The 14,623-nt window shown below is 42.4% G+C and carries 17 protein-coding genes and 1 pseudogene; 11 read left to right on the top strand and 7 right to left on the bottom strand.

The features are described 5' to 3' along the window. The first annotated feature begins 89 nt into the window (after positions 1-89). From ACIQZD_RS15070 to thrB, 3 genes are read left to right on the top strand one after another with little or no spacing between them, the layout of a single operon-like run. Positions 90-1,388, top strand: coding sequence for a homoserine dehydrogenase (locus ACIQZD_RS15070; protein ID WP_402904081.1), 1,299 nt, complete (start codon positions 90-92; stop codon positions 1,386-1,388). Then, on the top strand, positions 1,385-2,446 hold the full coding sequence (gene thrC, locus ACIQZD_RS15065) for a threonine synthase (RefSeq protein WP_402904078.1): 1,062 nt from the start codon (positions 1,385-1,387) through the stop codon (positions 2,444-2,446). The genes ACIQZD_RS15070 and thrC overlap by 4 nt, the downstream gene beginning before the upstream one ends. Beyond that, positions 2,443-3,387, top strand: a complete 945-nt coding sequence (thrB, locus tag ACIQZD_RS15060; protein WP_402904075.1) for a homoserine kinase — start codon at positions 2,443-2,445, stop codon at positions 3,385-3,387. The genes thrC and thrB overlap by 4 nt, the downstream gene beginning before the upstream one ends. A gap of 189 nt (positions 3,388-3,576) precedes the next feature. Here the strand turns inward: thrB and ACIQZD_RS15055 are convergent, their stop codons facing one another. Next, positions 3,577-3,813 carry a NifU family protein gene (locus ACIQZD_RS15055; protein ID WP_034310199.1) on the bottom strand — a complete coding sequence of 79 codons (237 nt, stop codon included), beginning with the start codon at positions 3,811-3,813 and terminating at the stop codon, positions 3,577-3,579. A gap of 166 nt (positions 3,814-3,979) precedes the next feature. On the opposite strand from ACIQZD_RS15055, the gene ACIQZD_RS15050 reads away from it, so the two are divergent. Further along, on the top strand, positions 3,980-4,309 hold the full coding sequence (locus ACIQZD_RS15050) for a YuzD family protein (RefSeq protein WP_402904070.1): 330 nt from the start codon (positions 3,980-3,982) through the stop codon (positions 4,307-4,309). Positions 4,310-4,403: 94 nt separating this feature from the next. Here ACIQZD_RS15050 and ACIQZD_RS15045 read toward each other — a convergent pair whose 3' ends face one another. After that, positions 4,404-5,471, bottom strand: coding sequence for an NAD(P)/FAD-dependent oxidoreductase (locus tag ACIQZD_RS15045; protein WP_101223635.1), 1,068 nt, complete (start codon positions 5,469-5,471; stop codon positions 4,404-4,406). Between the two features lie 287 nt (positions 5,472-5,758). Here ACIQZD_RS15045 and ACIQZD_RS15040 point away from each other — a divergent pair, with 287 nt between their 5' ends. Further along, the gene (locus ACIQZD_RS15040; protein WP_063234046.1) at positions 5,759-5,995 is read left to right on the top strand and encodes a YuzB family protein; all 237 of its coding nucleotides are present in this window, start codon (positions 5,759-5,761) and stop codon (positions 5,993-5,995) included. 50 nt (positions 5,996-6,045) lie between these two features. Here ACIQZD_RS15040 and ACIQZD_RS15035 read toward each other — a convergent pair. Beyond that, positions 6,046-6,676 (bottom strand): annotated as a pseudogene (locus tag ACIQZD_RS15035) (DUF2225 domain-containing protein). Between the two features lie 242 nt (positions 6,677-6,918). On the opposite strand from ACIQZD_RS15035, the gene ACIQZD_RS15030 reads away from it, so the two are divergent. Continuing rightward, a complete protein-coding gene (locus ACIQZD_RS15030) occupies positions 6,919-7,281 on the top strand; it encodes a HesB/IscA family protein (protein ID WP_137016398.1) in 363 nt (120 codons plus the stop codon). A gap of 336 nt (positions 7,282-7,617) precedes the next feature. Here the strand turns inward: ACIQZD_RS15030 and ACIQZD_RS15025 are convergent, their stop codons facing one another. Together ACIQZD_RS15025 and ACIQZD_RS15020 are read right to left on the bottom strand one after the other, a co-directional pair. Beyond that, on the bottom strand, positions 7,618-8,259 hold the full coding sequence (locus ACIQZD_RS15025; RefSeq protein WP_402904065.1) for an SDR family oxidoreductase: 642 nt from the start codon (positions 8,257-8,259) through the stop codon (positions 7,618-7,620). A gap of 153 nt (positions 8,260-8,412) precedes the next feature. Next, positions 8,413-9,405, bottom strand: a complete 993-nt coding sequence (locus tag ACIQZD_RS15020) for an NAD(P)/FAD-dependent oxidoreductase (protein ID WP_241592746.1) — start codon at positions 9,403-9,405, stop codon at positions 8,413-8,415. A gap of 122 nt (positions 9,406-9,527) precedes the next feature. On the opposite strand from ACIQZD_RS15020, the gene ACIQZD_RS15015 reads away from it, so the two are divergent. The 5 genes from ACIQZD_RS15015 to ACIQZD_RS14995 all read left to right on the top strand — a co-directional run bounded on the left by ACIQZD_RS15015 (position 9,528) and on the right by ACIQZD_RS14995 (position 13,033). Then, positions 9,528-9,698, top strand: a complete 171-nt coding sequence (locus ACIQZD_RS15015; RefSeq protein WP_402904062.1) for a hypothetical protein — start codon at positions 9,528-9,530, stop codon at positions 9,696-9,698. 182 nt (positions 9,699-9,880) lie between these two features. Continuing rightward, positions 9,881-11,095: an NAD(P)/FAD-dependent oxidoreductase gene (locus tag ACIQZD_RS15010; protein WP_402904059.1), complete on the top strand. Its 1,215-nt coding sequence runs from the start codon at positions 9,881-9,883 to the stop codon at positions 11,093-11,095. Positions 11,096-11,303: 208 nt separating this feature from the next. Beyond that, positions 11,304-11,783 carry an NUDIX domain-containing protein gene (locus ACIQZD_RS15005; RefSeq protein ID WP_402904056.1) on the top strand — a complete coding sequence of 160 codons (480 nt, stop codon included), beginning with the start codon at positions 11,304-11,306 and terminating at the stop codon, positions 11,781-11,783. Positions 11,784-11,891: 108 nt separating this feature from the next. Beyond that, positions 11,892-12,209 (top strand): YuiB family protein, encoded by a 318-nt coding sequence (locus ACIQZD_RS15000; protein WP_063234052.1) that lies wholly within the window; start codon positions 11,892-11,894, stop codon positions 12,207-12,209. Between the two features lie 131 nt (positions 12,210-12,340). Continuing rightward, positions 12,341-13,033, top strand: a complete 693-nt coding sequence (locus tag ACIQZD_RS14995) for a 3D domain-containing protein (protein ID WP_402904053.1) — start codon at positions 12,341-12,343, stop codon at positions 13,031-13,033. 76 nt (positions 13,034-13,109) lie between these two features. On the opposite strand, the gene ACIQZD_RS14990 is transcribed toward ACIQZD_RS14995, so the two are convergent. Together ACIQZD_RS14990 and ACIQZD_RS14985 are read right to left on the bottom strand one after the other, a co-directional pair. Continuing rightward, entirely contained in the window at positions 13,110-13,898 is a 789-nt protein-coding gene (locus ACIQZD_RS14990; protein ID WP_402904050.1) for a cobalamin-binding protein, read from the bottom strand. A gap of 9 nt (positions 13,899-13,907) precedes the next feature. After that, positions 13,908-14,390: a divergent PAP2 family protein gene (locus ACIQZD_RS14985; protein ID WP_402904047.1), complete on the bottom strand. Its 483-nt coding sequence runs from the start codon at positions 14,388-14,390 to the stop codon at positions 13,908-13,910. Between the last annotated feature and the right edge of the window lie 233 nt (positions 14,391-14,623).

The following is a 14,623-nucleotide window of genomic DNA, read 5'->3' as shown; positions in this document are numbered from 1 at the left end:
TGATAATTATATGAATTAAACTTATAATGTCTACTATACAAATACAAATGTTTTCTTCGGGCAAACAGTTTTTAAGGGGGAACCAAATTATGAAAGCCATCTCGATCGGTTTATTGGGGTTAGGTACAGTCGGATCAGGAGTCGTACAAATCATTGAAAGCCATCAGGACAAGCTCATGCATCAAGTGGGCTGTTCCATATCCGTTAAGAAGATACTAGTCAAAGACACGACGAAGGAGCGGCTTGTCGAGGTCGATAAAGAAATGTTAACTGACAATCCTGAGGATATCCTTTCGAATCCCGAGATTGATGTTGTAATAGAAGTGATGGGTGGAATCGAAGAAACACGCAGTTATCTGATAGAAGCTATAAAAAATAAAAAGCATATCGTTACGGCCAATAAAGACCTAATGGCTTTATATGGACCGGAACTGCTGGAATTGGCCACCGAGAATCAATGTGATTTATTCTATGAAGCAAGTGTTGCAGGGGGAATTCCGATTTTACGCGGTCTTGTCGATGGTTTATCTTCTGACCGCATCACGAAAATGATGGGAATCGTCAATGGAACGACAAACTTCATTTTAACGAAAATGAGCAAGGAAGGCAGAGCATATGATGACGTATTGAAGGAAGCTCAGGAGCTGGGATTTGCTGAAGCCGATCCGACAGCCGATGTAGGTGGATTGGATGCGGCCCGTAAAATGGCGATCCTATCAACACTCGGGTTCTCAATGAACATTGGTTTGAATGATGTTGAGGTACAGGGCATTACCGAGATATCCGAAGAGGATTTGAGATATAGTAAGAAGCTTGGTTATACAATGAAGTTGATCGGCGTCGCTTCCAGGGCAGGGGATAGGGTCGAAGTAAGTGTCCAGCCTGCACTTCTTCCGGAAGCACATCCGTTAGCATCGGTAAATAATGAGTATAATGCTGTATACGTTTATGGGGAAGCCGTAGGGGAAACGATGTTTTACGGACCGGGGGCCGGCAGTCTTCCTACTGCGACTGCAGTCGTTTCGGATATGGTGACGGTCATCAAGAATATGAGGCTGGGCGTAAATGGCCGCAGTGCCGTTTCACCTCAGTACCCGAAACAATTAAAAGATGCCACTGAGATTTTCGCTAAGTTCTTCATTCGATTACATGTTCAGGATGAAGTTGGCGTTTTGGCCAGAATCACGAATTTATTTGCCGAGCATGGAGTAGGATTCGATAAAATCCTTCAATTGCCTCTGGATGAAAAGGAATCTTCCGAAATCGTATTAGTTACGCACACTGCCACAAAGGCTGCATTTGAGCAAATAATACAGAAATTACATGATTACAATATGGTAAGAGAAGTGAAAAGCACATACAGAGTTGAAGGAGAGGACATCAAATGAGCTGGCAAGGACTTATAAGCACGTATAAAGAATTTTTACCCGTTAATGAAAACACACCTGCACTAACCCTTTTGGAGGGTAATACACCTTTAATCAAACTGAATCGATTATCCGAAGAGTGGGGAATCGACTTACATGTAAAATATGAAGGGGCGAATCCAACTGGGTCGTTTAAAGACCGCGGAATGGTCATGGCCGTCGCTAAAGCGATAGAAGAGGGCAGCGACACGATCATCTGTGCTTCCACTGGGAATACATCGGCAGCTGCAGCCGCTTATGCAGCCCGTGCCAACCTGCGCTGTATCGTTGTCATCCCGGAAGGGAAAATAGCCATGGGCAAGCTTGCCCAAGCAGTCATGTACGGAGCGGAAATCATCTCGATCGAAGGGAACTTCGACCAGGCTTTAACAATCGTCCGTTCACTTAGTGAGAGCTCACCGATAACCCTTGTGAATTCGGTCAACCCATACCGGATTGAAGGGCAGAAGACAGCGGCTTTTGAAATTTGTGATGCCCTCGGATCTGCACCGGATATTTTGGCGCTTCCAGTCGGGAATGCAGGTAATATAACGGCTTACTGGAAAGGGTTTAAAGAATATAACGAATCGAAACAAACGGGCCTTCCTGAAATGAGAGGGTTCGAAGCTGAAGGAGCGGCTGCAATTGTCCGGGATAGCATTATTGAAAATCCAGAAACGATCGCAACAGCCATCCGGATTGGAAATCCAGCAAGTTGGAGCTTTGCTGTGGAAGCAGCAAATGAATCCAAAGGCAAAATTGATGAGGTGACGGACGAAGAAATTCTGGAAGCCTATCATTTCCTTGCTAAAAAAGAAGGAGTATTTGCAGAGCCGGCATCATGTGCTTCCATTGCAGGCATCTATAAACAATTAAAAAGCGGTGAAATCAAAAAAGGAAGTAAGATTGTTGCCGTTTTGACTGGAAATGGATTGAAAGATCCGAATGTGGCAGTCAATACAAGCACGATTCAGCCGACATTGCTGCCAATGGATGAAGAGGTCATTTTAGAACATCTGCAGGGTGTGAAGCAGGCATGAGTGCGGAATCAGAGATGTTCTTGATCCGTGTACCAGCAAGTACTGCCAACTTAGGACCAGGATTCGATTCCATCGGCTTGGCGCTAGGACTTTACTTGGAAATACACGGATCTTCATCAGATCATTGGGAAGTCGTTCCCCTTTCAGAGGAAATGTCTGTTTTTCCAACGGATGATCGTAATTATATCGTCCAAATTGCCAAGGAAACGGCGGCATCCTATGGAAAGGAACTTTCCCCATGCCGGCTTTTCGTCTCTAGCGAAATTCCACTGGCGCGGGGGCTTGGAAGCAGTGCCTCTGCCATTGTGGCGGGGATTGAATTGGCGAACATCGTTGGTGAACTTCATTTATCCGATGAGGAGAAGAATCGGCATGCTTCCCTCTTTGAAGGGCATCCGGATAATGCGGGGGCATCAGTGTATGGTGGATTGGTTGTGGGCCTGCATACGGAGGAAAGAACGGATGTCGTGTCGTTTCCAATCGAGGGAGTTAAGGTGATTGCTGTCATTCCTGATTTTGAATTGCTTACGGAAGATTCAAGAAATGTCCTTCCGAATTCGCTTTCCTATAAAGAGGCGATAAGCGGAAGTGCAGCCGCAAATGTTTTGCTGGCAGGAGTTCTATCTAAAGATTGGAAGCTTGTTGGTGAAATGATGCAAAGTGATCGTTTCCATCAACCATTTAGAGCAGAGTTGGTCCCGCATTTAGCGCTTATTGAAGAAGTTGTCCTCAATGAAGGCGGATTTGGTGCAGCCCTAAGCGGAGCAGGTCCAACTGTTTTATGCTTATCATCCGCAGAAAATAGTGAAAGTTTGCTTACAGTATTGAAGGAAACATTTCCGGAATTTCTTGTGAGAGAATTGGAAATCGATAATGAAGGCAGTTATACGGCAACCCTTTCAGAACAGGAAAAAAAGGAATTGAAATTTTTGAAATCGTGAGCCATGCTTCATTCATTGTCCATATAAAAAAGCTGACTCGCGTCAAGCCGTATCAATTTGATAGGGCAAAAGCCGAGTCAGCTTTATTTTTATTGCAGTCCAGAAAAGATTCCGGCCTGAATAAAAAGGTTGTACGTGTATAGATGAAGTGAGCCTTCATCCATACGCAGCATGTTATTTAAAGGGCCATTAGAAAACTTGTTCAACTTCCACTACACCAGGAACTTCTTCAAGAAGGGCACGCTCAATCCCAGCTTTTAGCGTAATGGTCGAACTAGGACAGCTTCCGCAGGCTCCTAGTAATCGTAATTTTACAATTCCATCTTCTACGTCAACTAGTTCACAGTCACCGCCATCACGAAGAAGAAACGGACGAAGCTTATCTAGGACTTCTTGAACTTGAACTTCCATTGTTTGTTCAGACATTGCAATCGACTCCTTTCCTAATCATATTATAAAGCGAAGGTAGTAAAAAATCCAACTGTAACTTTGCGGAAATATAATCTATATTATTCTGGTATGATGGAAACAGGTGAAGTTTTTAAACATTATTCAAAATGAAGCAAATATACTAAAATGAAGGAGGAAGAGTATGGTAATGAAAGAAATTGAGATAGAAGTGTATGGCGCGGAGCAAATTTGCGCGAGTTGTGTGAATCTCCCTTCTTCGAAAGATACCTGCGAGTGGCTTGAAGCCGCTTTAACGAGGAAGTTTCCTGAGCAGAAATTCAAAATATCCTATATAGATATGTTTAATCCTCCAGAAACGCAAACGCAAAAGAACTTTGCCGCGAAGATGATCGAGGAAGATTTATTTTATCCACTGGTCCTCATCGAAGGAGAAATCATCGCAGAAGGAAATGTGCGTCTCAAAAAAGTGGTGGAAACGATGGAAAAATACGGATATACAATACAAGTATGATATATAATGGAAGAAATAAGAAAAACTGACCCATGAATGAGCTGCATGCAGCTCATTGGGCCAGTTTTTGAAATGTAGCATAGATGGGTTGGAATCAACCGTTATGGTATTTATACATCCAGAGAATGCCTGATTTCATCAGGCGTGCCACTCTACCGGTGATTGGGCGATTTGCAACAAGACCAAAACCTTGTTTCTTCCCAAGAGAACCTAATGTCCCTTTTAATTTCATTGTCGGGAAGCTTTCAGGAAGTGGTTCATTTGCCCATTTCTTTACAAGAACCTGTACGATTTGCTCAGCTTGGGACTCCGCTAATTGAGCACTAGGTGCATGAGGCAGGCTCGCGCAGTCGCCGACCACAAAGATGCTGTCATCATTAGGAAGGAAATGCTGAGGAGTCAGAACGGCTCTTCCTTGACGGTCTTTTTCAATATCCATATCGCGGATGATCTTACTTGGCTGGATTCCAGCTGTCCATACGATGACGTCGCTTTGAACGGCTTCGTCGCCATTATAAAGAAGGTTTGGCTCAACTTTCGTTATATTTGAATGATGGACGATTTCGATTGTATGTTTATCGAACCATGATTCGACAAAGGTGCTTAATCTTTCTGGGAAAGCAGATAGAATATGCGGTCCACGGTCGAATAGCTTAACGTTTAAATCTGAACGGCTTTCAATCAATTCACTTGCAAGCTCAACACCACTCAGTCCGCCACCAACGATAGAAACGGTTGCACCGGCACCTAAATTATTCAAGGCTGAATATGTGCGGCGTGATTTATCGATTGTTTGGATACTGTAGGTATGTGTGTCTGCACCAGGAATATTGTGGTATTTATCTTCGCAGCCAAGGCCAATGACTAAATCATCATAAACGACAGGATCTTGATTTTCTATAATGACTTGTTTATTTTCCATATCGATGGAAAGTACTTCTCCGTATACGTTCTTCAAGCGAGGATGTTCAGGAAATGCAACACGGATGTGCTGATCTGGAATGGTACCTGCTGCTAAAGCATAATATTCCGTTTTTAAGCAGTGATAAGGATTACGGTCGATAAGCGTGATGCTCACATTTTCAGGAAGCTGATTAGGCAGCAATCTTTGCAACATGCGCATACCACCATACCCGCCACCAAGTATGACTAGATTCTTCATATGATTTTTCCCCTTTATTTGATCTCTTGAAAAATTTGACTAGCATTTAACTATAGGTTTCCCCCAAATGGTCCCCTTTAAAGTTTAATTAAATATATATACCCCAATTAGTAGCAAGAATAAAAAATAAATAATTTTCTTTTATTTACGTACCCCGACAAAAGTATAACGAATATAACAGGAAATCACAACCGATATCTTGAAATCGGCTGATTTTTTATGCGTAAATATTGACTGTAAGAGGGAAAAGTAATAAGATGATTTGTTAGTAACTGTGAGGTGAAACAATGTACCCGATTATTGAATTTTGTGTAAGCAATCTGGCCAGCGGCGCTCAGGAGGCTCTGGAAAGATTGGAGCGGGATCCGAATTTGGATATCATAGAATATGGTTGTCTGGGTTATTGCGGCAGATGCTCCAGTAACTTATATGCGCTTGTAAACGGTGAAGTGGTTTTTGGTGACACAACGGATGAATTGGTTGATAAAATATATAAGTACATTGATGAATTTGAAATGTTTTAATCATCAACGGCGAACAAAAAGGCTGTTCCTTTGCGGACAGCCTTTTAATATCAGTGCTGCAGCAACGAGTGGGTTGTTCGTTGCTGCTTGAGTTCCTGAAAGCGGTCCCTGGCCATCTGGATGGTGGAGGCTTCCCGGGCATTGTTTTGACTTTCGGACACTAATGAAAAATACTTGATGGCTTCCTTTTCATTTCCTATACTCTTTGAGATGTCGCCAGCGAGATAGAGGATTGAATAGGATGCTTCATATTCCTTTAGGGCGAACCTCAAAAATCTTTCTTCTTGCTCCTTGTTTTTGTTGATCCTATATAACCATGCTATCCGTAAACAGATTCCGGCAAGGATTATATGTTTTTCCTTTTTTAAAGCTCCGCAATAACTCGCCAGCTTGTATGTATTGATCGCGTCTTTAATGGATCTCTCCTTGCTAAAATGGTGGGGAACCCACTGGGAGCTTACTTTCTCCATAATGATTTCCATTGTAGGGGGGGAAGTACCGGGAGAAATCCTCCGAATACGAAAAGCCGCAGTGAGGGCAAACAAAGATATTATAGTAAAGTGCGTTAACGGCTGAATCAGCATAAATGGGGTAAAAGTCCGTGTCATATTTAGCAACCTTTACAAAACGCGACCGTACCTTTTTAGTGGTTGAGTTTTGCTTGCATAAAAGGCATTCCATGCTTTTATCATATAGAGGATGTATGCCTTCGATGGTGATTACCCCCTTACTGTAATTTAGGATCGGTCCAACGGAATGGTTCTATATACCTGCAGCCTTTATTATAAACTAATTTTTGTTGGTAAAATAGGTGGGGGAATATGAATTTTTCAAGCTGGAAAATTGAGCGTGGGAATTTCTTTGGTATATACTATAAAGAGTAATAGTTCTATCTCACATATCAGAAGAAGGAGGGGTTTATTGTGAGTGAAGTTGTTCAAATAACGGAAGCTGCCGCTTTTCAGATAAAAGAAATGATGAAACAAAATGGTGAAGAGGGTTCCTTTTTAAGAGTGGCCGTTAAAGGCGGAGGCTGCAGTGGATTATCCTACGGAATGGGTTTTGAACAAGAGCCCGGAGAAAAAGATAGCCAGCTGGAACAGTTTGAAATTAAGATCCTTGTTAATGCCGAGGATGCAGATATATTGAATGGAACGGTAATTGATTATAAACAAACGATGATGGGTGGAGGCTTTACGATCGAAAACCCAAATGCTATCGCATCATGCGGTTGCGGGTCTTCCTTCAAAACGGCTAAAAACGCCGGTACGCCGGAAAACTGCTAAGAACTCTTATCATTGAGAAAAGGGGGGCACTTTAACAAGTGCCCCCTTAGTTTATAGGCAAAAGGGATTTGGAATGGTCTCATCCCGAACCATGATTCTAAAACAGGGCTAGGTACGTGGACGGTCGAAAAAAGTGCCGTGAAGGTCGAATAAGTTCGAGAACGGTCGAATAAATTCGAGGACGGCCGAATAAAGTTCGAGGAAGGTCGAATAAAAAGTGCTCCAGCTGAAAACAGCTGGAGCGTTTATTAAAGAAAAAACCAGGCAAACATCAAATTTGACTACAGTCTAAGGGGGCACTAAAAAAAGTGCCCTTTTTCATGCTTATTTGCTGCTTTAAATATTGTGCAGAGCCTCCTTGATTGGGAGGGTGCCGCTGGAAATCTCGAATGTTTTATTAAATGTTTTTTCTTCTGTGATTGATTTGGCAAGAACGGCGGCGACATCGGCTCTTGGAATGGAATTGTCAGTATGATCTACTTTCTCATCCGCAAATATTTTTCCGATGGCTTGTTCATTTGTCAAAGCAACCGGACGGACAATCGTGTATGTCAGCCCGCTTGCTTTTAAATGTTCATCGGCATCATGCTTTGCTTCGAGATAATGGTGCATTCCTTCTTGGGCTTGTTCCGGATTATCGGAACCGACAGAGCTTAGCATGACAAAACGATCGATACCCTTCTTCTTGGCGGCATCAACCAGTTTAATGGCTCCATTCTTATCCACAGCTGTCGTTTTATCCGGCCCTGTTTTCTGTCCAGATCCGGCTGCAAAAATGATGGCCTCCATGTTATCCACTGCTTTATCCACATTTCCCTCTAAATCGGCAAGGATTGGATGCCCGCCGAGTGCTTTTATCGTTTGGGATTGTTCTTCTTTCCGGATCATTCCGTAAACAGTCATTTGCGGATTTTTTGATAATTCCCCAATAATCTGCTTTCCTGTCGTTCCATTGGCTCCTGCAATTAAAATATTCATATATGCATTCTCCTTTCATGGCTCCCCCTACTCTTTACCCTTAGAATGACAAGGGTAAGCGCTGTGGATAAGTAATGGAAAAAGTTATCCACAATAACCGAATTGGGGACAATAAAAAAAACCCGGCTATGAAAGTCGGGTTTTTGCGTGATTTTAAAACATGGAGGAACTATGCATCGGCTGAACTTTTGCTTTTGGGTCAATATATTGTTTGGCATGATTGACGGCAGTGGGGGCCTCCCCAAAACCGCTTGCAATTAATTTTACTTTGCCATCATATGTTGCAATATCACCTGCTGCATAAATTCCCGGGATATTCGTTTCCATTCTGGAATTCACCAAAATACTGTTTTTCTGGATATCAAGTCCCCATTCCTTGATGGGACCAAGAGAAGAAACGAAGCCGTAGTTGACGATGACTGCATCCACCTCCATCGTCTCTGTATCTTCACCGTTCGTATCCTTGATGACAATTGTATGGATCCGTCCGTCTGTACCAATCAACTCTGAAGGTATGTAAGGAGTCTTTATTTCAACTTTTGAATTTTTAAGTGTTTCTACACTATGTTCGTGGGCACGGAATTTATCCCTTCTGTGAATGATGCTCACTTTCTCGGCGATCGGCTCCAGCATCAGGGCCCAGTCCACTGCTGAATCCCCACCTCCGAAGACCACCACTTTTTTGCCGGCAAAATGATTGAGGTCGTCGATGAAATAGTGAAGGTTGCCGCTTTCGTATTTTTTAGCATCATCAATTTCGATACGGCGGGGTTGGAAAGCCCCATTTCCAGCTGTGATGATAATCGTTTTGGAGTAATGAATTTCTTTATCAGTCGTTAACTTGAAAACTCCATCAGCTTGCTTTTCCACTTCTTGAACGGCTTGCTCCAGGACAACATCCTGCTCGAACTTTGCCATTTGTTCTTTCAGGTTATTCACTAGCTCCTGAGCACGCACTTTGGGGAAACCAGCGATATCATAGATGTATTTCTCAGGATAAAGGGCCGACAATTGTCCGCCTAATTGTGGCAGACTCTCGATGATTTTTACGGATGCCTGTCTCATTCCTCCATAAAATGCAGTGAATAATCCAACTGGGCCTCCGCCAATGATGGTAATATCATAAACTTTTTCATTAACTTCCAACGTTATCCCTCCGATATACTAGGTTTGCTGAAATTTATTCTCTTATTTTAACATAGATGGTCTTTGAAAAAACGGACAAAGTTAGAAAAGTGGGAAAGTTTTGACTATATAAGGGCGGTTTCATGATGAATGTTCTTTATCCTCTTTCAAAAGTGGGTAAAATTGCCCTTTACCAATGTAAAGCATTTCGTAAAAATATGGATAGAATCCGGGTGAAAAGTAACGTTTTTCGGCTTGGTTTAAACCCGAAAAAGTTCGGTTTGTTACTTGAAAAAGGTATGGAAAAAGACTAATATTTACTTAGACATCATTTGGTAAAATTTTTATGAATTTTTCATGACAATTACGAAGTGTTACGTGAAATACGTCACAAATGTATAAGAGTGCTTTTTATAATGGAAATTAATAAGATAGACAATATATTTTACTTATGGAAAGCATCACAAGAAAATATCGTAAAGGTGGAAGAATACTTTTGAAAAAGCCAACTATCGTTGTTTTAGGAGCAGGTTATGGTGGATTGATGACTGTTACTCGCTTACAGAAGGCATTAGGTCAAAATGAAGCAGAAATCGTATTAGTTAACAAAAATGATTACCACTATGAAACAACATGGCTGCATGAAGCGTCGGCTGGAACGCTTCATCATGATCGTGTGCGATATCCAATCAAAAGTGTCATTAACAACAAAGTTAAATTCATCCAGGATTCTGTTTTGGAAGTGAAAACAGAGAACAAAAAAGTCATCCTTGAAAACGGCGAAATTTCTTATGATTACTTAGTGATTGGACTTGGACCTGAATCGGAAACGTTCGGAATCCAAGGGCTAAGTGAATATGCTTTCTCTATTTCTAACGTGAACACGGCACGTAAAATCCGTGACCATATCCAATTGCAATTTGCTACGTACAGTTCTGAGGTCGAAAAGAATGAAGACCGCTTGACGATCGTTGTTGGAGGAGCAGGATTTACGGGAATCGAATTCCTGGGCGAATTGGCTAACCGTGTCCCAGAACTTTGTAAAGAATACGACATCGATTTCCAAAAGGTTCGTATGTATTGTGTGGAGGCAGCACCAGCCGTCCTCCCTGGCTTCGACCCGGAATTGGTGGATTATGCAGTATCTTACCTTGAGAAAAAAGGAGTCGAATTCAAAATCGGTACACCGATCAAGGGGGCGACTCCTGAAGGCATCATCGTGGCAAAAGGCGAAGATGAAGTGGAAGAAATCAAAGCGGGAACCGTAGTGTGGGCAGCTGGCGTACGTGGTAACTCCGTGATAGAGGCTTCCGGTTTTGAAGCTATGCGCGGACGTATTAAAGTGAACCTTGACATGCGGGCACCGGGTCATGACGATATCTTTATCGTAGGGGACTGCGCTTTGATCATCAACGAGGAAATTAACCGTCCATATCCACCTACCGCACAAATCGCGATGCAGCAAGGTGAGGTCATTGCGAAAAACCTGACTAAATTGGTTCGTAACGAAAGCGACCTTGAAACGTTCACTTTCGAAAACAAAGGAACGGTATGTTCACTTGGTGAAGACAACGCGATTGGTGTTGTATTCGGCAAGAAAGTTACAGGTAAGACTGCATCATTCTTGAAGAAAATGGTTGATAACAGAGCGTTGTTAATGATTGGCGGAGCTTCACTTGTTGCTAAAAAAGGTAAATTCAACGTCCTTTAATTTTTTCTATATACAAATAAAGGCCATTTGGGGATTTTCCCTGAATGGCTTTTTCATTGACATCCCATCAATGGGTGGTGTGCCATCTATTGGAGTATGCAAGGTTCTTATGTGGAATATAATGGGGTAAGGATGACGAAGCTTAATCGTATGTTCTTCTTCTGTTTGAAGTTTACAATAATAATGAATATAGGGGGAAGTGGGTCTTGTGGAACGATGCAAAAATGTTTGGCTTGCAGTGTCCGGCCTTGTGATATCTGATAAAGGTGAATGGCTGGTCGTGAATAAAAGGTATGGCGGATTGAAAGGGCAATGGTCGCTTCCGGCAGGTTTTGTCAAAAATGATGAAACCGTCGATGAAGCTGTCGTAAGGGAAGTGTTGGAGGAGACGGGTATTCATACAGAAATTGAAGGCATTGTAGGAGTGAGAAGCGGAGTCATCAAAGGGAATATTAGTGATAATATGTTGATATTTTTACTTAAACCGGTCAGTTTTGAAGTAACCGCTCAGTTGGATGAACTATATGAAGCTAAATTTTATGACCCTGATTTACTCATGCAGGAGGGGAAGCATTCATTACTATTGGAACAGCTTTTAGCTTTTAAAAAGGAAAGAATGCAGACGATGCTTGACGGGTTGAACCCGGGAGATCAATTTGGGTATACATCATATAAATTATTCATGTGATTTGGGTAATTATCTTTTCTTCGGAATTATTTGGTATAAGTCGTTGACGCAGCAATTATTTTTTCAGTAAACTAAAGGTGTCGCTTTTTAAGGAGGGTCAAGAATAACATGCCATTGCCTGTTTTAATTATCTCAATACTCTTATTTTTCATATTGTTTTTCGGAATTGGCTTTTTGCTGAATATGCTCTTTCGTTCTTCGTGGATCATGGTCATCTTATTTCCAATCGTCTTCATCATCATTGTCAATGAAACAAAGCTAATAGAATATTTTAGAAATCCGGGAATTTCTTTTTCCAATCTTGGAACGAACCTCACTTCCTTGCATACGGCAGACATCATTATTTTATCAAGCGGGCTGCTTGGCGCGGTTTTAGCTGGTGTGGTCATCAGGATTTTAAGGAATAAAGGATATCAAATGTTTTAATAATGAGAAGGGCCGTCATTTATGGACGGGCCTTTTTTTTGTATGAAAAATTCGATCTTTTCATGCTTTATGAATACTTTCACTCTGGAAGGGGAACAAATATCCTTGTGAGAGGAGTGGAACTAATACATATGAAGATTGTCAAGGCATTATTTTTGAGGGTTGCTATTATCATATTATTTATCTTGGCCATCGAATCGACCTTAAATCATGTTTTTGGGGCTGTGCCTGAGGATCATCCTTTTGAGGAGGCAATGAGACAACATCAAATGCTTGGTCTCGAATATAAAGCGATCCATAGTGGAGGTCAAGTGGCAACGCTAATGGCATCGGCCTCCGCGAGCGATGGTCCCACGACGATAGCGGAGGCAATCGAGCTCTCGAAATACCCGAAGCATGAAGTTTTGGCTACAGGATATACAGCAGGGTATGAATCAACCGGAAAGTACCCGGAAAGCCCATCATATGGAATCACTTATTCAGGGGTGAAGGTGAAACGGGATCTGTTTTCCACCATTGCCGCCGACCTTGCCGTATTCCCTCTCGGAACCATCCTTTGGATTCCGGGCTATGGATATGGGGTTGTAGCGGACAAGGGTGGTGCGATCAAAGGGAACCACCTCGACCTATACTACGAAACGGTACAAGATGTATACGATAATTGGGGGAAGAAAACCCTTGAAGTATATGTTGTCCAAAAAGGGAACGGCGAGTTATCCGAAGAACAGTTAAGCAAATTGAATGAAACCAAGATCAAACAGGTATTCAAGCCTAAAATCGCTCAGAAAACATTGAACGAGAATGTAGCTTCCTTTGCTTTTTAATGATGGACAAAGGTGAAAGCGAAAGGCTGCCTCAATTGAGGCAGCCTTTTTGCTTGTCTGTTTTCCTCGGGACGCCCTAAGGCATGCCTTTGTAGGCTTCAGGATGCAGAATCTTTGCCAATATGGACAGCCCATCCAGTAAACGCGGAGAGGGCCGGCAGAATAGAGGTTCTTCCATGATGTGAATATGATTATCCCGGACTGCCTTCATATCAGTCCACCCTTTCCGTTTCTTGACCAGCTCCGGGTTTACTTTTCGTAAAGGGACACCGACCCAAGCTAAGCAAATATGGTCGGGATCCTTTTTTTGGATCTCTTCGGAAGTGACTTGAATGCTTGCCATGTCGACATCTTCGAAAAGGTTATATCCTCCCGCAAGCGTGCTGATCTCGGTTAACCAATTAACTCCCCCGGGGCTGAATAAGGGATTAGGCCACCATTCCCAATACAGGGAAGGCTTTGTTTCGATTTTGTCGGCGACGTTTTTATATTGAAGGATGGCATCACGGAATTTGGCAGCCTGTTCCTCTGCTTTTTCCTTAAGATTCATGGCCTCTCCCAAGGTCAGTAAATCTTTTGCGATATCTTCAAGTGATTGCGGGTTGAAGATGATATGAGGGATGTTCCGTTCTTTTAGCCCCTCAATATTTTTTTCCATGCCCGGTACACTTAGCGAAGCCAGCACCAAATCGGGTTTTAGTGATTCTACACGATCGATATCAATCGATAAATCGGGCCCTACCTTAGGAAGGTGCTGTAAGGTTTCAGGCCAATCAGAGTAGTCATCGATGGCGATCAGCTGATCTTCAATCCCTAGATATGTGCAGAGTTCCGTATTGCTGGGGCAAAGAGAGATTATTTTCAAATTGAACACCTACCCTTGAAAGATGAAAAAGTGAAGTGCCAGCGCAATGAATACTCCGGTCAAGGCTCCGAAAAATACCTCGATTGGCTTATGTCCCAACAGTTCCTTTAATTGTTGCTGTTTCTGTTTATCTGCTTTTTTCTGCCAGTTCTTTGCTTGCTCGACAAATGTATTGAAGTCCGTAACGAGCTGGTTCAAGACGGCTGCCTGTTCTCCTGCCTGCCGTCTCACTCCTGTCGCATCGAACATCGTGATGACTGCAAAAATCGCGGCAACGGCAAATACAGGGGAATTCATACCGGTTTCGATCCCTACCGCTACGGTTAGGGCTGAAACGGCCGCAGAGTGGGAGCTTGGCATACCGCCTGTTGAGTTAATGAGTGACCAGTTCACTTTACGAAATGCTATGAAGTGGATGGGCACTTTAATGAATTGAGCAAAGAAAATGGCAATCAATGCTGCGATTAAAGGGAAGTTGAGTAATAATTCCAAGAGTATCAGCCTTCTTTCTAGTTATAAGTAAAGATGAAATCCATAAATGGGTAATTACATCCTGCTCGGAATAAGGCCCTTATTATTAGTTCCATTCAGTCCTGTCGATTCCCTGCTGGTATAAGTATAAATATGATCTTTCTTATACTATTACTCTAAAGTCACTCATTCTAAACAATATCCCTTGTTATTATTATTTTCGCGGGCCTTATTCGAAAATTTTTGAAGATTTC

Source organism: Peribacillus sp. NPDC096447 (assembly GCF_044762725.1).
In the GTDB taxonomy this organism is placed as follows: domain Bacteria; phylum Bacillota; class Bacilli; order Bacillales; family DSM-1321; genus Peribacillus.
The sequence above is the reverse complement of the archived record's forward strand: the minus strand, read 5'-3'. Positions and strand labels throughout refer to the sequence as shown.